Genomic DNA, 20513 nt, shown 5'->3' on the forward strand with positions numbered 1-20513 from the left:
GGTGTGGCGTGAGGGTGTTGCGTGAAGGGGGCTTGAGGTGTGGCGTGACGGTCAGTTCCGGTTGACGACGAACTGCGAACCGGGCTCGATGAGGACGTCGCCCTCGGCCGAGTTGGTGATGGTCACGCCCGTCAGCGTCGCGCTGCCGCGCGCCCCGCTCATCGCGAGGACGCCGGAGCCGTTGTTCGACTTGTCGATCCGGACGTTGGTGATCTTCACGTCCGGCATCTCGCCGCCACCCGTCTTGAACTGGATGCCGTCGTACGTCGAGTCGACGATGTCGGTGTCCCGGATCGTGACGCCCGGGATGGGCTGGCCCTGCGCGAAGAGCGTGATCGCGCCGAACTCCTGGTCCTCGTTCCAGAACGCGCCGCCGGTGCGGTGCAGGGCGTTGTTGGCGATCAGGGTCTGCCCGGTGAAGGGCAGCGGGTCGTGGTCGGTCGCCAACATGATGCCCGGGTAGTTCATGGTGTCCGAGATGATGTTGTTCTCGATCGTGTTCCCGAAGCCGCCGTAGATCGCGATGCCGTTGGCGCGCCACGGGAGTTGGATGGTGTTGTTGCGGAAGTGGTTATTGGATCCAATATCCACTGAGGTGTCCTTGACGTACTTGCTGGCCCACACCGCCAGCGCGTCGTCCCCGGTGTTGCGGAAGGACGAGTTGAAGACGGTGGAGTTCCGGGTGCCGTTGGCGAAGTTGATGCCGTCGGCGTAGGTATTGCGGATCCTCATGCCGGTGAACTCAACACCGTCGCCAGGACCCCACAACTCGGGGATGTTGGAGTAGTCGCGGCCGACCCAGGCGCCGACGTTGGCGTGCTCGATCCAGACGTTGTTGATCTTGGTGCCCTTGCCGAAGCGGCCGTTGAGGCCGACTCCGCCCTCGGCGTTGCCGTCGCCGCCGCGGATCTGGCCCGACCCGAAGATGGCGATGTCGGAAATCTGCGTGTTGTCGTCGATGTCGAAGCCGAAGTTGCCCTCGTGCGGGTGGTTGATGCCGCCCGCCTGTTGCGGCGGGGTCAGCGTGTACAGCTGGGAGTGCCACATGCCCGCGCCCCGGATCGTGACGTCCCGGATGCCGACCTGGTTGAACTGGCCCCGGTTGAGCGGGTCGTCCGTCAGGATCTTCTGCTCCTGGCGCCACTGACCGGCGGGGATCCAGACGCAGGGGATCTGGCCGTTCTGGTCGGCGGTCACCGCCCGCTGGATGGCGTCGGTGTCGTCGATGCCGTCGTTGGGCACGGCGCCGTACTCGGTGATGGAGACGCAGTTGGCCGGCTTCGCCGCCGGGGGCGCCACCTGCTCCAGGTTGATCAGGTCGATGACGTAGAAGGCCGCCGAGTCGCCCGCGTCGCGCTGGAGCCGGAACTTCGTGCCCACGGGATAGGTCTGGGTGAGCAGCGCCTGGGACTCGTCGAAGAGCCGCCGCGCGTCACCGCCGGGCCGGTTGGTGAGGCCCTCGGGGTCGTCGCTGGTGCCGTAGAGCCAGCTGTACTTGGACGTCAAAGTCAGCTTGCGGACGAAGACGCCGTCCGCGTAGAGGCTGATCGTTGCCTCCGCCCCGCCGCCCGCGGCGGAGTCGGGCACGGAGTTGCGCACCACGATCGAGTTGGACGGGTTCGTCGCGGTGAACTCCACGTACTGGCCCTGGGAGTTGAGGCGCACCGACTGGCGGCCGGAGGACTCGGTGGCGAAGTTGGTGTGGCCGAAGGTCCGCTTCTGGTCGGCGGTGAGCAGGGTGCCCTCGTAGCGGGCGTCCTCCGCCTCGTACTCGGTGTACGGCACGGCCGCGCCGCGTCCGACGACGAGGGAGCGGGTGAAGACGTTGTTGTTCTCGTCGGTCTCGGCGACGGTCCCGGTGGCGTCGGCGGTCGCGGTGAGCGTGGCACCGCCGCTGGTGGCGGTCCAGGTGCCGGAGATCGCGACGGTGGCGGTCTGGCCCGCGGCGATCGCGCCCGCGGTGCCGTTCAGGGTGGTGGTTCCGGCCGTCAGGCGGGTGACCGAGCCGGCCGGGACGCCCGTGGTGCCGCGGTTGTCGACCGCGACGGTGAAGGTGACGGCGGAGCCGACGGCGGGGCTGGCGGGGTTGGTGGTGATCCCCGTGACCCGCAGGTCGGGGCCGGGGCTCTGGCCGACGACGAGTTTCGCCGCCGCCGTCCGGCTGTTGTTGCTGTTGTCCTGCTCGGCAACGGTGTCGGTCGGGTCGACCACGGCCGAGACGGTGTACGAGCCCATGGGGCGCTTGCCCACCGTGACGGGGACGGTCGCCGAGGCGCCTGCGGCGAGCGCGCCGACCGGGGCGGAACCGGCCACGGCGCCCTCCAGGCTGACCTGGACGGTGGTGGCGGGCGCGGCGGCCGTGCCGGCGTTGCGCACGGTGGCGTCGACCGTCACGGAGTCCGTCTCGGAGGGGGAGGACGGGGTCCAGGTCAGGTCGGTGACGGTGAGGTCGGGGTTGGGCGCGGCCGTGCCGACGACCTGGAACTCCGCGACCTGGCCGCCGGGGGCGCCGGTGTTGGAGAAGAAGGTCAGGCGCAGGTCCGCGTACCGGCCGGTCACCGGGATCGTGACGGTGTTCTGGCCGGATGACGGGCTGAAGGCGTAGTCGGCCCGCGCCTTGAGCGAGGTGAAGCCGGAGGCTCCCTGCTCACGTCCGAGGACCTCGATCGCCTGCGTCCTGGGGCCCCAGGCCTGGTCGGGGTTGAGCTTGACGACCACGGCGGTCACGTCGGCGTTCGCGCCGAGCTTCACCGTCAGGCTCGACGGGAAGCCGGCGGACTCCCAGTAGGTGGTGGCGCTGTCGTCGTTGGCGTTGGCGGCCACGTACGTCTGCGTGGTCGAGGTCGCCTCGATCGGCTTGTTGCGCGCGAGGTTGGTCCCCTGCGGCGGAGGGTCGACCGGTCCGCCGTCTCCGTAGACCTCGAGCTCGGACAGCTGGGCCGCGTTCCAGCCGGTGTTCGACGCCACCTGGATCCGGACGTACCGGGTGGTGACGGAGGTGACGGGGATGGTCACGGTGTTCGCCTGGGCGGGGGCGAACGCGCGGGACTGGGCGGCTGCGAGGGTGGTGAAGGAGCTGCCGTCGGTGCTGCCGAGCACACTGAGGGTCTGGTTACGGGACTCCCAGGTGGTGGGGAGCTTCAGTACGACGCTGTCGACCTGGGTTCCGGTGCCGAGGTCGACCTGCACCCACTGGGGGAACGACCCGACCGGGCCCTCCCAGTAGGACGCCTGGCTTCCGTCGGTGACATTGGCGGCCGGGTACGCGCCGTGGGCGCCGCCGGCCGTGGCCGTTCTGCCGAGCGCCAGGTTGGGCCCGGCGGCGGCTGCCGCGTGTGCGTGGACGGGAAGGAGTCCGACGGCGACCAGTGCGGCTATCAGCATGCCGACCGTCAAACGCCAGCTCAGGATTTTGCCTCTCATATGGGCCTCTCCGCCTGCTGGGGCCGCGGCGCCGCGCCGAAAGCAGTGACTCACGCCAGGAACCCAGCGGAACTCTGACAATGAATGACGGCTGGATACAGACTTATTGAGCTTTTTCGTTAATCTTTTGCACCGTCGGGGTGTCAGGTTTCTATCAGGTCACCGCTTTGTCAACAGCCGTGACATGACCTCGCCTTGGGGCACCGCATCCGCGCAGGTCAGCGTCGAAGCGCCGGAGGTTCCCGGGCGCGCGCGGACGCGCACGGACGCGCCCGGACGACAAAACGGCTCCGGCGCCGGGGAGGCGGAGTGCCTCCCCGGCGCCGGAGCCGAGGAACGATCAAAGAGGGAAGGGGACTTGACTCAGCCGAGCGGCGGCGGAGCGGTGGACCCCCGCACCACGAGCTCGGGCTCGAAGAGGAGCTCGCCGGGGTCGGTCTGCGTGCCCTGGATCTGCGCGCAGAGCAGCTCGACCGCCGCGCGCCCCATCGCCTCGATGGGCTGACGGACCGTGGAGAGGGGCGGCTCCGTGCAGTTCATGAAGGCGGAGTCGTCGAAACCGACGACCGAGACCTGCGACGGGACCGAGAGCCCGCGCCGGCGAGCGGCCCTTATGGCACCCAGGGCGAGCGGGTCGCTGGCGCACACGATGCCGGTGACCCCGCGCTCCAGGAGGCGATTGGCTGCTGCCTGGCCTCCTTCGAGGGAGAAGATCGATCGGACGACATGCTCGTCGGGCAGCTTCGCGCCGGCCGCTTCGGCCGCCGCGCGGGCCGCTTCGAGCTTGCGGCGCGACGGGACGTGGTCGCTGGGGCCGAGGACGAGCCCGATCCGCTCGTGCCCGAGCGAGGCGAGGTGGCGCCAGGCCTGCTCGACTGCGACGGCATCGTCGCAGGAGACGCACGGGAATTCGAGCCCCTCGATGGAGGCGTTGATGAGAACGACCGGGATCTTGCGCTCCGCCAGCTGGTGGTAGTGGTCGTGCGGCGCGTCCGCCTGCGCGAACAACCCGCCCGCGAAGACGACACCGGACACCTGCTGCTGAAGGAGCAGCTCCACGTAGTCGGCCTCGGAGACGCCACCCTTGGTCTGCGTACAGAGCACGGGGGTCAGCCCCTGCTGCGCGAGCGCGCCGCCGATCACCTCCGCGAACGCGGGGAAGATGGGGTTCTGCAGCTCCGGCAGTACGAGCCCGACAAGGCGCGCCCGCTCTCCGCGCAACTGCGTGGGCCGCTCGTATCCGAGCACGTCCAGGGCGGTAAGAACCGACTGCCGCGTCGCCTCGGAGACACCGGGCTTGCCGTTCAGCACACGGCTGACCGTCGCCTCGCTGACTCCCACCTTCTTGGCCACTTGAGCAAGTCGTCGCGTCATGAACGCAAGACTATCGCAAATCTCGCAAGAATGTTGCGTACCCAGGCTCAAGGTCGCCCCGGTTGGGTCAGGAGTGAGACGGGGCGGGCGGAGTACGCAGAGAAGCACGTGGCCTTGCGGGTCACCGTGACGTTCTCGACGTACCGGGGGCAGGAGCGGGCGACAAATCGGCGCCGACGGCCTCGTCCTCATCGGTGGAGCCGTCGCCGGTTCCACCCAGGCTCCGCCCTCCCGGACACGACCGACGCGACCGACGCGACCGACACGACCGAGGAGCGCGAGTCGGTGAGCCGCCTCCTGAGGGTGCCCGCCCCCTCAGTGCCGGGCGGTCAGCCCGCGAGGGGCTGCCAACGGCGCTCCCGGGTTGGTCGCGAGGTCCTCGATCGCCGGGCGGTTGGAAGCAACTCATCCCGTACGGCGGTTGAGCCCTCCTCAGGTCTTCCCTCGGCGGGTGCGCCCTCACCCGCAGGGCGGATACGGTCCGCCGAAGCGGATGAAGCGCGGCCGCGATGTCCACGGCCAGCATGTACGCCATGACGACAACAGCGACCACCCCTCTCCCCGCCGCCGCACCTGCGCCCGTCTGGGCTCGCCGCGCCGCCCACGCCATCGCTCTGTGCGCCGTCCCGTCCGGCCTGTGGCGCATCGCCATGGCGTCCGGTGTCTACGTCGGCTACAGCGACCAGGTTCTGCGTGACGTCTTCGACATCCCGGGCTGGGGCATCGCATACGTCGTCGGGCTCTCGGTCCTCATCGAGCTGGGCGCTCTGTTTCCGGTACTGCTCGTCACCGACCGGTGGCGGCCGCTGCACCCCAGAGTCCTCGCCCCGCTGGCCTGGACCGCCTCGGGCATCCTGGTCCTGGTGACGCTGTGGCAACTCGTGGTCGCTTTCACGGTCGAGAGCCAGACGTACATGTCGAGCGGTACGGCACAGACCGTCTGGGGCTTCACCTTCGCGCCGCTGTTCGCCATCCCGGCCCTGATGACTGCGGTGACCTGGTCGTACGCGAAGCGGCACCGGGCCCGGGGGCAGGCCTAGCCCTTCTACGTCCTTGACATCGGCTACCCCAGTCCCACCACTTGGCGGTCCGACGAGCGGAGTAATAGTCAAGTCCTGTGGACAAGGAGTGGTGGGCTGTCGGCAGACGGATGGGCTTGAGTCTCCACTAGGGGGAGACCCCAAGGTGGGGGCATGCACGACGACACGCTCTACTCGATCGGCGAGCTGGCCCAGCGGACCGGTCTCACGGTCAAGACCATCCGGTTCTACTCCGATCGCGGAATCGTGGCGCCGACTGACCGGAGCCCGGCCGGCTACCGCCTTTACAACGTAGATGCCGCTGCACGCCTGGACCTCGTGCGAACCCTGCGCGAACTGGGACTGGACCTTCCTACGATCCGGAAGGTCATGGACCGGGAGCTCTCTTTTCCCGAGGTCGCCGCGGCGCACGCCGAAGCACTGGCGGTACAGATCAGTACCCTGCGCCTGCGGCGCGCGGTGCTGACGGCAGTGGCCAAACGCGGGTCCACCCCCGAGGAGACGGATATTATGCACAAACTTGCCCAGCTCTCCGAGGACGAACGCCGACGTCTGATCGGCGATTTCCTCGACGCCGTCTTCGGCGGTCCTGACGCCGCGCCCGTATTCGCGGGGGTCATGCGCTCGATGACCCCGGAGCTGCCTGGCGACCCGGAGGCGGAGCAGGTCCAGGCATGGGTGGAACTGGCAGAAATGTCCCAGGATCCGGATTTCCGAGCCAGCGTACGGCGGATGGCCGAGTACCAGGCAGCCGAGCAGGCCCGAGGTGACACCACGGGCCCGCGCCGCGACATTGCCGCAACCGTCCGTGACCAGGCCGGCCCGGCCTTGACCGCGGGCATCGACCTGGCCTCACCCCAGGCCGATCCAATCGTCGCGGAGCTCACAGATCACTACGCGCACCTCCTCGGCCTCCCGACGACGTCAAGCTTCGCCGCCGGCTGGCGACACGGCTGGAGAGCGTGAACGACCCCCGCAGAGAGCGATACCTCCAGCTGCTCGCAGTGGTCAACGGCTGGCCGGCCCCGGAGAGTCTGGCTCCAGCGATCGAATGGTCCGTCCAGGCTCTGCGCGTCCGGACACAGCAATGACGGGGCGGTCGCAAGGCGGCATGAGCCGGACACGGCTGGCGTCTGGTGAAAACGCCGCCGCACATGATCGGTTTGTGAATGCCCCCGTCATACTGCAGGCGGGAGCGACGCCGTCTGCTCCCGCTCTCGTCCTTCGACCCTGGCGCATGGAGGACGTTGCAGCGCCGCCCACCTTCCCTCTCGATGGCCACCTACACATACGGCGCATGGATGTCTGAGGTTCACTCGACGTCTGCGGATCGGTTGAGGCCGCCTATGCCGCGAGGGTCTCGGGGCGCTCAACGAAGTGGCCGCGTTCACAGTGGGCGCCGGCCCGGACCAGTGCGACGAGGTGGGATGCGTTGACGCCAGCGCGCCTGGGCGGATTCGATCGGCGGGTTGGGCCGACTTCGGTAGGGCGTCCAACATGTTCGCGGGTTTGTGCGCCCAACAGCGTTGTTCGCGGGTGGCGGGGAAGACCTCGGCCAGGGCCTTCCAAGAGCCCAGCGTGCCGTCGCCGACCGCCATGACGGGGGCGCGCATGCCGCGCCGGCGCAGTCACGCAGCGACGCCCATGCCTCAACGCCCGGCCGATCGTGGAGGACCCCACCTCGTAGATCTCCGACAACTGCGGCAAGTTCACGATGCAAGGCAGGATGGGACATGGCCGCGCGGGCCGGTTTGATCTTCACACACCAGACAACTCGCGTCGGCGTCTCTACGTCCCCGCACTCACCGACCAAGATCAATCGCAGGTCGGGGCCCATTAGGGTCGGGGCATGACGTCACCCCTTGCCAGCAGTGCCTTCGACTCGCTCCTCCTCGACTCCGTGCCCGACCAGGAGGCGCTGCGCCGGGCCTACGAACTCCCCAAAGACGCGGCATTGCGCAAGCAGATGACCGAACTCACCGAGCAGACCCGGCGGTTGATCGGCTGCTCATCGCTGGTCCTGGTCGCCAGCGCGGACGCCGAGGGCAACTGTGACGTTTCCCCGCGCGGCGGCCCCGCCGGGTTCGTCGCCGTCCTGGACACACGGACGGTAGCGATACCTGACGCGACCGGCAACAAGCGTCTTGACACCCTGCAGAACGTCGTCGCCACCGGACGGGCCGGGCTGCTGTTCGTCATCCCGGGGCGCACCACGACGCTCAGGGTGAACGGCCGGGCCTGCGTCTCCACCCGCCCGGAGCTGCTGTCGCAGCTGACCGCCGTGGGCAAGCCGCCGGCCAGTGCGCTGGTGCTGGGGATCGAGGAGGTCTACCCGCACTGCCCCAAGTCGCTCCTGCGTAGCGGGGCCTGGAAGCCGGAACAGTGGCTGCCGGGGGACGCCCAGCCGACCTCGGCCGAGGTGACGCTGGCCCAGCTGCGGATGCCGGAGCTGACGATCACTGACATCGAGCAGGCGGAAGCGGATTCGCTGAAGTACCGGTACGAGTAACGCGCCGGCACTACCGGCCCGTACGAGGACTGGGCCCCCCACATGGATCAGGTGGCCGCCCGCCAGGTCCCCCTGCCCGCAGACGTGGCGGGGGCGCGCCAGCTCCTTGACGCGCGCCTGGACGAACTCGTGGACAAGCAACCGCTGGTCGTGCGCGAGGCCTTCAGCGAGGGCTCCTTAGTACTCCAGCCGTAGTTCGTGATCTCGATCGTGAAGGGCGCCGAGGAGGCAGCTGGCAGCGTCGATCATCTGGACGAGACCGACCACGCCGTCGCGGGCGTCCGTTCCTTCTCCGCCTACCCGAGTCCACCGAGACGGAGGGCGTTCCTTATCTCGCTGAGCTTCGCGGTCGTCGCCGGGGTCCACTCCTTCGCCTGCTCACCGAGACGGAGGGCGTTCTCAATCTCGCTGAGTTTCGCGGAGGACAGAACGCCCGCTCGCTCGATCAGGTCGTCCCGGGACACGGTGGTCAGCCACGTGCAAGGGGTAAAGCCCGGACGCGGCAACGCGAACCGCAGCACGCCTTCAAAGGGCAGTCCTTCCGCGGCGCCTACTGCCACTTCGACGCCCAGACCGGTGATGTCGACACCCGCCCGAGCGACGACCTGCATCACCCGGATCCCGGACGCGTCGTCTCCCGACAGCAGCACGACCGGCCGCCGCTCGTCGAACTCCACCCACCAGACCTCGCCACGTTGCACATGTCCTCCTGACACAGGAACGGCGGGCGGACGCTGGGCGACCCCGACGCGCTGTGGAGACGGGTGCGGCCACCCGTTGATCATCGGTGTGTGAAGACAAACGATCACGCTGTGGCCGCGGGTCACAGCGTAGACCCTGCCCGCTGGCAGGAGGCGTTCGAGGGCCTGATGAGCCGGATAGCGGGACGGTTCACACGGGTCGAACCCCGGTTCCGGGTCCGGAAGTTGGTGCTCGGACTGCTGTCGGACCTGCCGCGCGAGAACTGCTGGACCATCGCCGAATGGGCCGGGGAGAGGACCCCGGACGGCATGCAGCACCTGCTCGGCCGGGCCAAGTGGGACGCCGACCGGGTCCGCGACGATGTGTGTGACTACGTGGTGGACCACCTGCACGACGACCAGGCGGTACTGGTGGTCGACGAGACCGGGGACGTGAGGAAGGGCACCGACACGGTCGGCGTCCAGCGCCAGTACACCGGTACCGCGGGCAGGATCGAAAATGCCCAGGTCGCCGTCTGCCTGGTCTACGCCGGCCGGCGCGGGCACGCGGCAGTGGACCGGGAACTGTACGTCCCGCGTTCATGGACCTCCGACCCTGACCGCTGCCGGGATGCCGGACTCGACCAGGACACCGCCTTCGCCACCAAGCCGGAACTGACCACTCGTATGGTTGCCCGGTTCCTGGACGCCGGCCACCAGGCCGCATGGGTCGCCGGCGACGAGGTCTACGGCGGCAACCCCAAGCTGCGAACCGCACTGGAGGAACGCGGCACCGGCTACGTCCTCGCGGTGGCCTGCTCGCACGAAGTCACCACCGGGGCGGGGAGGCTCCGTGCGGACACCCTGACCAAGAAGGTGCCCAAGCGGGCTTGGCAGAAGCTCTCCGCAGGGGCCGGGGCCAAGGGCCACCGTCTCTACGACTGGGCAGTCATCGACCTCGCCGACCCCCGACCCGGGAGTCGTCAGCTGCTGATCCGCCGTAACCGCAGCACCGGCGAACTCGCCTACTACCGCTGCTACTCGCCCGCACCCGTGCGCTTGAGGTGTACGGGGCGAATTTCTCGACGTCGAAGAAGACGCTTTCCCACACGGCCTGCCCCGCGGCCACTACGGCACAGCGCGTGTACAGGAACACGTCGGACGACTGAGGAAAGGGACCGCCGTCCCAGGCCGTCAGGTCGACCACCGGCAGGGTGCCGAACTTCTCCTGATCCAGGCGGTAGAGAGCCTCGGCATGGCGCTCCGCGAAGCCGATGATGTCGGGGACGGAGCGGCGGCCCAGCTCTTCGGCGAGGCGCCGGCAGTTCGCGTGGGTGGCCTCACCGTTCAGGGTGGCTATCAGCGCCCAGAAGTCGGCCCATGTCATTCTCAGGGGCGCAGAATGTCACGGCGGTCTGACATCCAAAGCTGACATCAACGACGGCGGATGGTGACGGTCGTACTCGGCTGTCCGCAGCAGTCGTCGGCACCGTTGCCGCCCCTGGCGAGGGCCGGAAGGCCGAACTCGCAGGTCGGATGTCGAGCAGCGGCCCGGGCCGGTATACCTCACTCCCGGGGAAAACGGGCCCCTGCGCTGTTCAGACACGAGGGCAGTCCGATCTCTACCCCGGGCCGGGCCCGGGCGTACGGTGGCTCTGTACCTGCGGTGGGGCGCCTCATACCCCCTGCCCGCCGTCACGGAGCGGGGGCACTGGCGGTGTTCGGTGTGCGGAGGGGGGTCGGCCTGGGCCCCGCGGATTCGCCCGGCCCTGGGCACTTACGGCGAGTACAGCACGCCGGACGAACTGCGAGTCGGTGACGTGTACAGCGTGCAGCCCCCGATGGCTGCCGAGGAAGTGAAGTGGCGGAGGGCGCGGGCCGGGTAGCGCAGGGGCGGGGCGAACTCGCGTGCATCTTGGTCCGGTTGACGACGCCGGCGCTCCAGGGCAGTTCGATCCCAGCGATACGGCATCGCGGTCACGGAAGGGAACGGAACGCGGTCGCGGTCGCGGTCACGGCGGACAACCTCAACCCCGGGGCGTTCAGCCGGCCAGGCGGCCCCGCTGCCGTGGGCTTGGGGGCATCCAGTACTACGGAGGGGTGGTGTTGACGAGTTCGGGATGCAGTCGCCCTCGCGCCACGGCAGCAAGGGCGTGCTCTTGGTGAAAGGTGCTCGTCATACCGTGGAAGAGGAGGCCGAGGATGACCTGGACACTGGGCGAGAAGTTCGAGACACCTGACGGAACGGTCCGGTGGAAGGCCCTCGGCAGCGGAGAACCGGTCGTGCTGGTGCACGGGACCCCGTACTCCTCCTTCCTCTGGCGGGACATCGCTCCCGCCCTCGCCCAGACCCGTACGGTCTACGTCTTCGACCATCTCGGCTTCGGCCAGTCGGACCAGCGCGAGGGCCAGGACCTCAGCCTGGCGGCTCACGGCAGGAACTTCGCCCGGCTGCTCGACCACTGGGAGCTGTCCAGCCCCAGCGTCGTCGCCCACGACATCGGCGGAGCCGTGGCACTGCGGACCCTGCTGCTGGAGGAACGGAGCTACAGCGACCTGACCCTCTTCGACGCGGTGAGCGGCGGCGAGTGGGAGCGAGGGCTCTTCCAACTCATCCTGGAACACACGGACGTCTTCCAGCAGCTGCCGGACTACGCCCACGAAGCGCTGGTCGCCAGCCACCTGCGGCACGCCACGCGCATCGGCTTCCGGCAGGAAGTCCTCGAAGCGTTCCTCGCCCCATGGCGCGGGGCCGCGGGAAAGGCCGCGTTCTACCGCCAGTACAGCCAGATCAGGCAGAAGGACACCGCCGCTTACGAGACCCTGCTGGGCGGGATGTCGCTTCCCGTACGCCTCATCTGGGGCCGCGAGGACCGCATCCTCCCCCCGAAGTACGCCCATTGGCTACACGCGCGCCTCCCCCACGCCGAACTGCACTGGATCGACGGCGCCGGCCACCTCCTCCAGGAAGACGCCCCCGCACAACTCATGGCCTACCTCACCGCCCCGTTCCCTACGGGCACGTGACAAACGGACCGCGCGATGTGGTGACGGCCACGGCGCTTCATAGCCGGGAATTGCTTGGCTGAGGCGTCCTGTCGGCGCGTAGCATCCGCCCATGATCGAGGACGCGGTACACGCTGGGACGGGACGTGGCGACAGTGAGGACCGGGAGGCGGGGTCGCTCCGGGAGGTGTCCTGGCGGGGCAGGCGCGTCGCCCTGGCCCCGCTTGATGTCGATGACGCGGAGCTGGTGCACGGCTGGCGTGCCGACCCCGCGACCGCCCATGAGATCGGCATGTGGCCGCGCACCCTCTCAGCCGTACGCGAGCGTATCGAGCGCGACCGCGACGACCACGACCGCGACGACTTCCTCGTCCTGCTACCCGATGGCACACCGATCGGCCATATCGCCCTGACCGACCAGGACCTCGTCGACGGTACGGCCGACATCATGCTGATGCTGGACGCCGACCACCGAGGCCAGGGATACGGGGTGGACGCCGTGGACGCACTGGTCGACCTTGCCTTCGGCGAACTGCCCATGCATCGGGTCCAGGCCGTCACCCACACCACCAACAGCGCCGCCCTCGGCGTCCTGGCCAGGGCCGGCTTCGTACAGGAAGGGGTCCGCCGCTCCGCCTGCCTGCACCGCGGCCGCCGGTACGACGTCGCAGTGCTGGCCCTCCTCCGAGACGAGTGGCAGGCACTCACCCGGCCCCGTTCCTGGGACCTATCAGCCCCCGCCCAGTAGCCCAACGGGGCAGAGGCTCCCTGCTCTCGCTGCGGGGTGGTGGGTCTCGGCGGCGTGAAGGAGGACGGCCAGTTGTACGTAGCAGCCGCACCGTCGTTCGGCTGCGTGGAAGGATGAGCCCATGTGGTCGCGACTGGCGTTCGGGGACGCGTTACGGGCCGAGCTGGGATCGCCCCGACGCGCTCGTAGACTGAGCAGCAGCCCTCGGTCGCGTGTGTGGCGCGTCGAGCTGCCAGAGACAACGGCGGTGGTGAAGCAGGTCGTCGGCGGTCATGATGCCGACGAGCGATACGCCCGCGAGGTTGCCGCCCTGCGGCTCGCCGCCCGAGCTGAGACTCCGGTGGTGCCCGCGTTGCTGGCCACCGATCCCGGCGAGCGGATTCTGGTCCTGGAGCATCTGGATCACCGACGCCCGGCCGCCGACTGGATCGTCGACTACGCAGGCGGGTTGGCACGGCTGCATGCCACCGCCCGTCCGGAAGACGTGGGGGTACTCCCCCGGTGGCAGGGCCCGGACCAGGCCGATATCGACTCTTTCCTGCGGCTGGCCGTGGCTCTGGAGGTTCCTGTCGGGCCTGGCGTGTCCGGCGAACTGCATGACCTCGTGAACCGGCTCGACCGGGCGACTGGGCATGCCCTGCTCCACGGGGATCCCTGTCCGGGTAATGATCTCCACACCGCCACGGGGATCAGATTCATCGACTTCGAGCAGGCGTCACTGGGCAGCGGCTTGATGGAGCTCGCCTATCTGCGCATCGGTTTTCCGACCTGCTGGTGTGTCACTTCAGCGTCGGAGCCGCTGCTGGAACGGGCGGAGAGCGCATACCGCGATGTGTGGCGCGCCACGACCGGCTCCGAAACCGAAGATGACCTCACTGACGCGTGTGCCGGCTGGCTGCTCCGCGGCGACGGGCTGGTTGAGCGGGCACACCGCGAAGGCACCGATCACCTGGCCCGGATTCCGCACCGGGACTGGAAGTGGGGCACCGCGACAGCCCGGCAACGGCTCGTCCACCGGCTCGGTGTCGTCAGCCGGATGACGGCCGACCACGCTTCTCTCAGCGACATGAGCAGCCTCAGCGCCGCCATGCGCCGACGCATGCTCGCGCGCTGGCCCGGGCTTCAGCCAGTCCCGACGAAGCGACCATAGAGGGCCGACCGACACCCGCAAGTACCCTCGGCGAGTCCCTGGCAGGCTGACCTGTATCGCACTCGGCGACAGTGTTGGTCAGGTGATGGCTTGTTGCTCGGCGCGGGCGCGGGTGGCGATGAGGACGAGGCGGCAGGAGTCGGCGCCCAGCGTCATTGCCCGCCCGAGTGTTCGATCTGGAGCTGGAGTTCGGGGTCGTTCATCGCCCTGCAGGCACGCTGTCCGTATCGCTGCGCATGATCCGCTCCTCCGCGTCGGCCAGCCAGAAGAAGACCGGCGGCAGCCCGAGCTCGATCACAGCCAGTGCGATCTGGAACCAGTGCGGCCAGCCGTGCACGGCGAGCGAGAGCAGCCGGCCCAAGCCGCCCAGCAGGAAGACGCCGGCCAGCCACCGCACCGCCCGAGCCGGGATCGGACGCTGCCGCGCGCTCCAGATCCAGGCCAGCCCGTAGCCGACGAAAGCGGCACCCATGAACCGGCCCCAGCTGTCGACCGTCGCGCCGGCGGAACCGACCCCGGGGGTCGCCGCGTTGCCGAGCGCCAGGTGGAACAGGCCGATCGCCACGCAGGCCCAGCCCATCATCAGTGTGAGCGTACGCAGAGCCCTGGCCATAGCCCCTCCAAGTCGTCCCAGCCACGCTTAGTTGACGTGTGTCCACTAGGCTGGCGCGCTAATAGACGTATGTCAACTAAGATGCGGTAGTGCCTCCCCGCAAGCGACTCACCCCCGCCGACCGCCGCGCCCAACTCCTCGCCGTCGGCGCACGCCTCTTCGCCGCACACCCCTACGCCGATGTGCTGATGGAAGACGTCGCCGAGCAGGCAGGCGTCTCCCGGGCCCTGCTTTACCGTCACTTCCCCAGCAAGCACGCCCTCTTCGCAGCCATCTACCAACAGGCGGCGGACCAGCTGCTCGCCGAGACGCGGTTCGACCCGGCCGACTCCCTGGTGGACCAGCTCATTCAGGGCTTGGACGTCCATCTCGACTACTTCGTGGCGAACCGCAACGCCGTCCTCACCGCGAACCGGGTCCTCGCGGGCGACCCCGTGATCCAGACGATCATGACGAACGAGCTGGACGCGCTCCGTGCACGGCTGTTGACCGTCCTCCCACTCGCGGACGAGAGTGCCCGCGAGGCCGTGTCCGGCGTACTGAAGAGCTGGCTGGTCTTCGTCCAGGTCCTCTGCGTCGACTGGCTCACCCAGGAAACCTGTACGCGCACCCAGCTGCGCGACGTCTGTATCGGTGCGGTCCTCGGCGCCCTCCGACCGCTCCTCACCGAGGACCCCGCCCCTGACTGGCCATGACAAGGAGCCCGGTGCGGCGTCAAAGGGCTTGACGTAAACACCACGTAGGGAGCTCAGCGCATTATCGGCGAACCGGCCCCGCCACCTCATCCGGTTCGGGAGCGACGGCGAGGCAAAGCGCAGAGCGGTACCGGCCGTTTTCAAGGATCCCCGTCACTGGCCTGGCCTGGAAATGCTCCACGTGCGGCAACCGCCCGATCGGGTGGTGAAGAGAGCCCACTCGCCCCAGGCGCAGGCCGATGTGGTGTGTCGCAGCAGGTGGGAGCCCTAGGGTCCCCGGTATGAGCATCCCCACAGAACCGATGGGCAGCATCCCCCGACCTCGGTACCTGCTCGACGGCATGGCCGAGCACGCCGCCGGCAGACTTGACTCCGCCGGCCTGACGCGGCTTCAAGAACGGGCCGTGAGCGAGACCGTCAGTCGGCTGGAGGCCTTGGGCAGCCCCGTCGTCGTGGACGGCGACCAGTCCAAGCCCAGCGCGTACACCTATCCCCTGACCGGGCTTGCCAACCTGGCTCCGGACGGTGTCGTCATCCCCTACGCCGACGGCCACACCCGGCAGCTTCCCCGGCTGACCTCCGGACCGTTCACGTACGGGACCTTCGCGCAGACCTACCTGCGCGCCGCACTCAAGGTCGCCAGCCGTCCGGTCAAGCAGACAGTCGTCGCGCCCTCCTTCCTCAGCCTCCTCTACCCCGCCGATTCCATCTCCGGCTACTCCCGCGAAGCCTTCCTGAGCGACCTCGCCAACGAGAGCGAGAAGGAGATTCGCGGCTGCCTCGACGCGGGCGCCGACTCCGTCCAGCTCGACTACGGCCACGGGCGGCTGGCACTCAGGCTGTCCCCGAGCGGGGAACTGCTCCGCGACTTCATCGCGCTCGACAACGAGGTGCTCGGCCGGTTCAGCCCGGCCGAACGAGCCAGGATCGGAGTGCACACCCACCCCGGTGCCGACCAGGACTCCGTCCACAGCCTGGACGTCGACTACACGGGACTGCTCGCCGAGCTCTTCCGGTTGAAGGCCGGCAACTTCTACCTCCAGATGGCGAGCGAACCCGAACCCTCGCGGGCACTCAAAGTCGCCAGCGAGTACTCAGCCGATGACCAGCGGCTGTTCATCGGCGTGACCGATCCGATCGACCCCCGTGTGGAGACCGCGGAGGAGGTGGAGGAACGGGTGCTGGAAGCGGCCTCGTACATCTCGGTCCAGCGGCTCGGTACTTGCGACGACGCCGGGTTCGCACCGTACGCCGACGACACCTCCACGTCCCGCGAGATCGTCTTCGCCAAGATCGAAGCACGCGTCAGGGGGACCCGCATGGCCGCCGAGAAGCTCGGCCTGTGACCCACGGCCTTCACGCCGCCGTGAAGGCCCCCCACCCCCCACGTCCGCCCCGCCCCGACCTGGGGCGGGGCGGACGTTCTCACCTCGCCGGGGAGGACAAACGTCGCCGGATCGGCTCGGCGTTCATCGTCAGCGGTTCCTTCGATGGCCAGCCGGCCGTGTAGCAACGACGACAGTCGGCTGCCGTGCCCGCCCTTTCGAGGTGTTCAGCACGTGGCCCAGGTGCGGAGGCCCACCGCCTCCGACCGGCTCACCCCGGCCCGGGTCCGAGGGTTCAGGAACATCCGCGCTCACCTCGCCTGCCCCACCCGTGTTCCCAAACCCCGAGGCGCCGGGCCCGGACAGACACCCGACGCCAAGAACAAGCACCGAGCGCCCGGCTACGACGTCGGCAAGACCGTCAGACGCCCCGAGACCCTCAAGGCCATCGGCAAGCCTGGCAGGTCCTGGTAGATAAGGAACAAGCTGAGGCCGGTCGGGGCGCAGGGCATCGGCAGCAGCCGGCCGTTCTCGCCGATCGCGTTCCCGGGTGCGTTCGTCTCTCGGTCCTGCCGGACCGCGACACGGCCATACGTCGGTCTCCCACACCCGGGCGCCACCGCAGCGAAGGCTGCTGCGTACGTCCTCGGCGACGGCGGCAGCGAGCACGCCCGTCACCGAGCCGCTCCCGCCCGCGCTGTCCGTCGAGGCGTGCACCTTGAAGGACGTGACGGGCCGGACGTACCCGGGCAGGCCGTTCGGGGCCTGGCGCCGTGACGAGTCGGTCCGCACGCTCGTGCTGCTCGGCCACTCCGCCACCTCCTCGTACGGTGTGCGGGCCGCTCTGTGGTCAACCGGACACCCTTCAGCGGCGGGTCCAGGACGGCCGCCGTCACGGTAGTCCTCGATCCTCCTCGCCGTCGCCACCGAGGGAGCACGACACACGTCCTCCGCTCCACCGGCGGTTTCGGTGACGATCGGTCCGGGGCGGCTGCGCATGTCGACGCGTACCCATGGAGTGGTCCGGCCGGTCAGTGGGCGTGGGTGGGGGGTGCGGGCTGGTTCTGGGGGGTTGCGGTTGTGTGGTGGGGGGTGTGGCTGTCGTGGCCTGGGATGGTGCCGTCCGGTTTGGCTACCAGGAAGAGGCCGGCCATGCCCATGTCCGAGTGGCTTTGGACGTGGCAGTGGTACATCCAGGCGCCCGCACCTACGTGTTCGCCCGCGATGATCTGGAAGCCGAAGGAGTCCGCCGGGCCCGTGATCTTGTTGTCGATGACTTGGCTCACGTCGTCCGGGCCGGTCAGGAGGCCCGTGCGGTTGTCGGCCCAGCGGTGGCCGTGCATGTGGAACGTGTGGTAGTACTCGCCGTGCGTGATCATGATGATTTCCACCCGATCGCCCACCGTCGCCTGGAAGTTGGGTGGGTCCGCCGCCGGGCGGTTGTTGATCGTCATGTCGTTGAAGACGATCGTGAACTGCTTGTCCGGGAGGATGTAGCCCTTGCGGCGCACCACCAGCGGGCCGTACAGGCCCTTGCGGATGCCGCCTGTGCCGTGGTCCGTGCCCACGACGTGGTCGTGGTAGTGCCAGTAGCCGGCGCTGCCGGGGCGCCAGGTGCCGTCGGGGCGGCGGCCGGGGGCGTGGGTGCGCCAGGTGTACGTGCGGGTGGCGCCCGGCTCGACGTGGCTACCGCTCATTCTCGTACCGTCGTTGGCGATGTCGTAGTCCACGCCGTGCGGGTGCAGGCTCACGGGGGCGTCCATCAGGTTGTGGAACTCGATGTGGATCGTGTCGCCCTCGTTGAGCTCGATCACGGGCCTGGCACGGTGGCCTTGCCCTGTTCCAGCCCGTAGCCCATCCGGCCGTCCGCCAACTTCTCTGCGTACAGCGTCATATGGCGTATCTGGCCCCCCGCCGGGGCAGTTCCTGGTGTGGCAGCTGGGGCAGCAGTTGAGGTGGAAGCCAGAGACAACGATGTCATACCGGTCGCGGCCACGGCGGCGCGGTGGATCCTCCGCCGTCGAACCGCCAACCCGAGCGACGCGAACGGCGGCCGGCACACGGCCGAGGTGACGCTGACCCCGGGCCGGTACCTCTTCAAGTGCACGATCCCCGGGCACGGCCAGATGCAGGGCATCCTCACCGTCACCGAGGGCAGCGGCGAGGACACCACCGCTCCGGAGACGACCGCGAAGGTCGACGGGGACCGTAACTCCGACGGCGCGTACGTCGGCCAGGCCACGGTGACGCTCGGCGCGACCGACGCGGGATCGGGGGTCGACAAGGTCGAGTACGCGGTCGGCGCCGACGGGCCGTGGCTGCCGTACACCGCGCCCGTCGTCGTCGACCAGGTCGGCGCGCACACGATCCGCTACCGGGCGAGCGACAAGGCCGGCAACACGGCTGCCGAGAAGACGGCCGCGTTCACGGTCGTCACCCGTCCGACGGACGACACGACGGGACCCGAGACCTCGGCGACGGTGACCGGTGAGCAGGACGCCCAGGGCCGCTACCTGGACATGGCCACGGTGACGGTGACCGCGTCCGACGCCGGGTCGGGCGTCAACACCATCGAGTACGCGATCGGCGAGGGCGCCTGGCAGCCGTACACCGCGCCCGTGATGGTGCACCAGGCCGGGACGCACACCGTCCGCTTCAAGGCGACGGACAAGGCCGGGAACGCGGCCGCCGCGAAGTCGGTCGACTTCACGGTCGTGACGCAGCCCGACCCGGACACCACCGCCCCGCTGGCCTCCGCCTCGGTGGCGGGATCTCAGGACTCCGACGGCGCGTACATCACCAGCGCCACGGTGACCCTGTCGGCGAACGACGTGGACTCGGGCGTCGAGCGGATCGAGTACTCGTTGGACGGCGGCCCGTACCTGGCGTACACGGTGCCTGTGATCGAGGACCGGGTCGGCCATCACACGGTGCTGTACCGGGCCACGGACAAGGCGGGCAACACGTCCGTGGCGCAGAGCGTCGCCTTCACCATCGCCGAGGGCGGCGGCGTGCCGGCGCCGGACTGTCCCGAGTTCGACGAGCGGTTGACGGTGATCGTCGGGACGGTCGACACCGGCATCCCGAACCGGATGACCAACAGGCGCTGCACGATCAACGAGCTCATCGAGGACGAGAAGGACTGGTCGTCGCACGCGCTGTTCCTCAAGCACGTCGACACGGTGGTCGACCGGCTGCTCGCCGACGGTGTCATCGACACGCGCGAACACCGGAAGATCTACCGCGCCGCCAAGCAGTCGGGCATCGGCAAGCCGGGCCAGACCGAGGGCTACCGCGACCTCTTCGACGGCACCGAGGCGACCTTCTCGAAGTGGCAGCACGTCGGTGGCGGCAAGTTCGCGCTGAGCGCGGACGGGGCCATGACCAGCAGCACCACCGTGCCGGGCCTGGGCATGCTGTGGTTCCCGCAGCGGCAGTACGGCGACTTCTCGCTCAAGCTCCAGTGGCGCGACGACGCTCCCGGCGCGGGCAACGCCAACAGCGGTGTCCTCGTACGCTTCCCGTACGTCCACGGGAATCCGGAAGAGTCTCGTCCGGAGTGGGTCGCCATCAAGTACGGCCATGAGATCCAGGTCCTCGACCGGCCCGACGGCGACATGTACAAGTCGGGTTCGGTCTACGGCTTCGACCGCGTGGGCCTCGCCGGCGCCGGGGTCACTCCCAAGGGCACCTGGAACGACTACGAGATCCGGGTGGAGGGCCAGCACTACTCGGTCTTCCGCAACGGCAAGCTGATCAATGAGTTCGACAACACCGGTGGCCAGGTCTACGAGCCGCCGCGCTCCGACGACCCGGGCACGGACGGCCGGCGGTACGCCTCCGGCTACATCGGCCTCCAGGTCCACGGGACGACGGACGTCGTCTCGTACCGGAACATCCGGGTGAAGGAGTTGTGATGTCCGCTGCCCGATCGGGCTGAGGCCCGGGAG

At 69.0% G+C, this 20513-nt stretch carries 13 protein-coding genes and 6 pseudogenes; 12 read left to right on the forward strand and 7 right to left on the reverse strand.

Going from position 1 to position 20513, the window contains the following annotated elements:
- Nucleotides 1-51 precede the first annotated feature (51 nt).
- Both Q5762_RS11410 and Q5762_RS11415 read right to left on the reverse strand, forming a co-directional pair.
- Nucleotides 52-3423, reverse strand: coding sequence for a CARDB domain-containing protein (locus tag Q5762_RS11410; protein ID WP_315891900.1), 3372 nt, complete (start codon nucleotides 3421-3423; stop codon nucleotides 52-54).
- 363 nt (nucleotides 3424-3786) lie between these two features.
- The gene (locus Q5762_RS11415; protein WP_315891901.1) at nucleotides 3787-4797 is read right to left on the reverse strand and encodes a LacI family DNA-binding transcriptional regulator; all 1011 of its coding nucleotides are present in this window, start codon (nucleotides 4795-4797) and stop codon (nucleotides 3787-3789) included.
- Nucleotides 4798-5330: 533 nt separating this feature from the next.
- Between Q5762_RS11415 and Q5762_RS11420 the strand changes: the two genes are divergently transcribed.
- Nucleotides 5331-5837, forward strand: a complete 507-nt coding sequence (locus Q5762_RS11420) for a hypothetical protein (protein WP_399494918.1) — start codon at nucleotides 5331-5333, stop codon at nucleotides 5835-5837.
- A gap of 153 nt (nucleotides 5838-5990) precedes the next feature.
- Nucleotides 5991-6928: pseudogene (locus Q5762_RS11425) on the forward strand (MerR family transcriptional regulator).
- 372 nt (nucleotides 6929-7300) lie between these two features.
- Here Q5762_RS11425 and Q5762_RS11430 read toward each other — a convergent pair.
- Nucleotides 7301-7500 (reverse strand): annotated as a pseudogene (locus Q5762_RS11430) (transposase); the annotation flags it as partial.
- A 186-nt stretch (nucleotides 7501-7686) separates the two neighbouring features.
- Between Q5762_RS11430 and Q5762_RS11435 the strand changes: the two are divergent.
- Together Q5762_RS11435 and Q5762_RS11440 are read left to right on the forward strand one after the other, a co-directional pair.
- Nucleotides 7687-8346, forward strand: a complete 660-nt coding sequence (locus Q5762_RS11435) for an MSMEG_1061 family FMN-dependent PPOX-type flavoprotein (RefSeq protein WP_315891902.1) — start codon at nucleotides 7687-7689, stop codon at nucleotides 8344-8346.
- Between the two features lie 42 nt (nucleotides 8347-8388).
- Complete coding sequence (locus tag Q5762_RS11440; protein ID WP_315891903.1) at nucleotides 8389-8541, forward strand: hypothetical protein; 153 nt, start codon at nucleotides 8389-8391, stop codon at nucleotides 8539-8541.
- A gap of 101 nt (nucleotides 8542-8642) precedes the next feature.
- Here the strand turns inward: Q5762_RS11440 and Q5762_RS11445 are convergent, their stop codons facing one another.
- Nucleotides 8643-9047 carry a type II toxin-antitoxin system PemK/MazF family toxin gene (locus Q5762_RS11445; RefSeq protein ID WP_315891904.1) on the reverse strand — a complete coding sequence of 135 codons (405 nt, stop codon included), beginning with the start codon at nucleotides 9045-9047 and terminating at the stop codon, nucleotides 8643-8645.
- Nucleotides 9048-9215: 168 nt separating this feature from the next.
- Between Q5762_RS11445 and Q5762_RS11450 the strand changes: the two are divergent.
- Nucleotides 9216-10124: pseudogene (locus Q5762_RS11450) on the forward strand (IS701 family transposase); the annotation flags it as partial.
- A gap of 25 nt (nucleotides 10125-10149) precedes the next feature.
- Here Q5762_RS11450 and Q5762_RS39950 read toward each other — a convergent pair.
- Nucleotides 10150-10413, reverse strand: a pseudogene (locus Q5762_RS39950) (DUF4240 domain-containing protein); the annotation flags it as partial.
- An 815-nt stretch (nucleotides 10414-11228) separates the two neighbouring features.
- Here Q5762_RS39950 and Q5762_RS11460 point away from each other — a divergent pair.
- From Q5762_RS11460 to Q5762_RS11470, 3 genes are all read left to right on the forward strand, one after another.
- Nucleotides 11229-12053 (forward strand): alpha/beta fold hydrolase, encoded by an 825-nt coding sequence (locus Q5762_RS11460; RefSeq protein ID WP_315891905.1) that lies wholly within the window; start codon nucleotides 11229-11231, stop codon nucleotides 12051-12053.
- Nucleotides 12054-12144: 91 nt separating this feature from the next.
- Nucleotides 12145-12780, forward strand: coding sequence for a GNAT family protein (locus Q5762_RS11465; RefSeq protein ID WP_315891906.1), 636 nt, complete (start codon nucleotides 12145-12147; stop codon nucleotides 12778-12780).
- Nucleotides 12781-12901: 121 nt separating this feature from the next.
- Nucleotides 12902-13930 (forward strand): aminoglycoside phosphotransferase family protein, encoded by a 1029-nt coding sequence (locus Q5762_RS11470; RefSeq protein WP_315891907.1) that lies wholly within the window; start codon nucleotides 12902-12904, stop codon nucleotides 13928-13930.
- Between the two features lie 199 nt (nucleotides 13931-14129).
- On the opposite strand, the gene Q5762_RS11475 is transcribed toward Q5762_RS11470, so the two are convergent.
- Nucleotides 14130-14543, reverse strand: a complete 414-nt coding sequence (locus Q5762_RS11475; protein ID WP_315891908.1) for a DUF4345 domain-containing protein — start codon at nucleotides 14541-14543, stop codon at nucleotides 14130-14132.
- Nucleotides 14544-14632: 89 nt separating this feature from the next.
- Between Q5762_RS11475 and Q5762_RS11480 the strand changes: the two genes are divergently transcribed.
- The 3 genes and pseudogenes from Q5762_RS11480 to Q5762_RS11490 form a co-directional block, all read left to right on the forward strand.
- Entirely contained in the window at nucleotides 14633-15238 is a 606-nt protein-coding gene (locus Q5762_RS11480; protein WP_315891909.1) for a TetR/AcrR family transcriptional regulator, read from the forward strand.
- A gap of 281 nt (nucleotides 15239-15519) precedes the next feature.
- The gene (locus tag Q5762_RS11485; protein ID WP_315891910.1) at nucleotides 15520-16584 is read left to right on the forward strand and encodes a 5-methyltetrahydropteroyltriglutamate--homocysteine methyltransferase; all 1065 of its coding nucleotides are present in this window, start codon (nucleotides 15520-15522) and stop codon (nucleotides 16582-16584) included.
- 228 nt (nucleotides 16585-16812) lie between these two features.
- Nucleotides 16813-17037: pseudogene (locus tag Q5762_RS11490) on the forward strand (transposase); the annotation flags it as partial.
- Nucleotides 17038-17594: 557 nt separating this feature from the next.
- On the opposite strand, the pseudogene Q5762_RS11495 reads toward Q5762_RS11490, so the two are convergent.
- Nucleotides 17595-18544, reverse strand: a pseudogene (locus Q5762_RS11495) (multicopper oxidase domain-containing protein).
- On the opposite strand from Q5762_RS11495, the gene Q5762_RS11500 reads away from it, so the two are divergent.
- Complete coding sequence (locus Q5762_RS11500; RefSeq protein WP_315892067.1) at nucleotides 18543-20480, forward strand: OmpL47-type beta-barrel domain-containing protein; 1938 nt, start codon at nucleotides 18543-18545, stop codon at nucleotides 20478-20480. The pseudogene Q5762_RS11495 and the gene Q5762_RS11500 overlap by 2 nt on opposite strands.
- Nucleotides 20481-20513 lie beyond the last annotated feature (33 nt).

This window comes from Streptomyces sp. P9(2023), from assembly GCF_032436795.1.
Taxonomy (GTDB): domain Bacteria; phylum Actinomycetota; class Actinomycetes; order Streptomycetales; family Streptomycetaceae; genus Streptomyces.

What these genes read in the sequence shown, in the direction of transcription:
- Q5762_RS11410 (WP_315891900.1), bottom strand. Translation starts at nt 3,423, where the DNA reads ATGAGAGGCAAAATCCTGAGCTGGCGTTTGACGGTCGGCATGCTGATA.
- Q5762_RS11415 (WP_315891901.1), bottom strand. Translation starts at nt 4,797, where the DNA reads ATGACGCGACGACTTGCTCAAGTGGCCAAGAAGGTGGGAGTCAGCGAG.
- Q5762_RS11420 (WP_399494918.1), top strand. Translation starts at nt 5,331, where the DNA reads ATGACGACAACAGCGACCACCCCTCTCCCCGCCGCCGCACCTGCGCCC.
- Q5762_RS11435 (WP_315891902.1), top strand. Translation starts at nt 7,687, where the DNA reads ATGACGTCACCCCTTGCCAGCAGTGCCTTCGACTCGCTCCTCCTCGAC.
- Q5762_RS11440 (WP_315891903.1), top strand. Translation starts at nt 8,389, where the DNA reads ATGGATCAGGTGGCCGCCCGCCAGGTCCCCCTGCCCGCAGACGTGGCG.
- Q5762_RS11460 (WP_315891905.1), top strand. Translation starts at nt 11,229, where the DNA reads ATGACCTGGACACTGGGCGAGAAGTTCGAGACACCTGACGGAACGGTC.
- Q5762_RS11465 (WP_315891906.1), top strand. Translation starts at nt 12,145, where the DNA reads ATGATCGAGGACGCGGTACACGCTGGGACGGGACGTGGCGACAGTGAG.
- Q5762_RS11470 (WP_315891907.1), top strand. Translation starts at nt 12,902, where the DNA reads ATGTGGTCGCGACTGGCGTTCGGGGACGCGTTACGGGCCGAGCTGGGA.
- Q5762_RS11475 (WP_315891908.1), bottom strand. Translation starts at nt 14,543, where the DNA reads ATGGCCAGGGCTCTGCGTACGCTCACACTGATGATGGGCTGGGCCTGC.
- Q5762_RS11485 (WP_315891910.1), top strand. Translation starts at nt 15,520, where the DNA reads ATGAGCATCCCCACAGAACCGATGGGCAGCATCCCCCGACCTCGGTAC.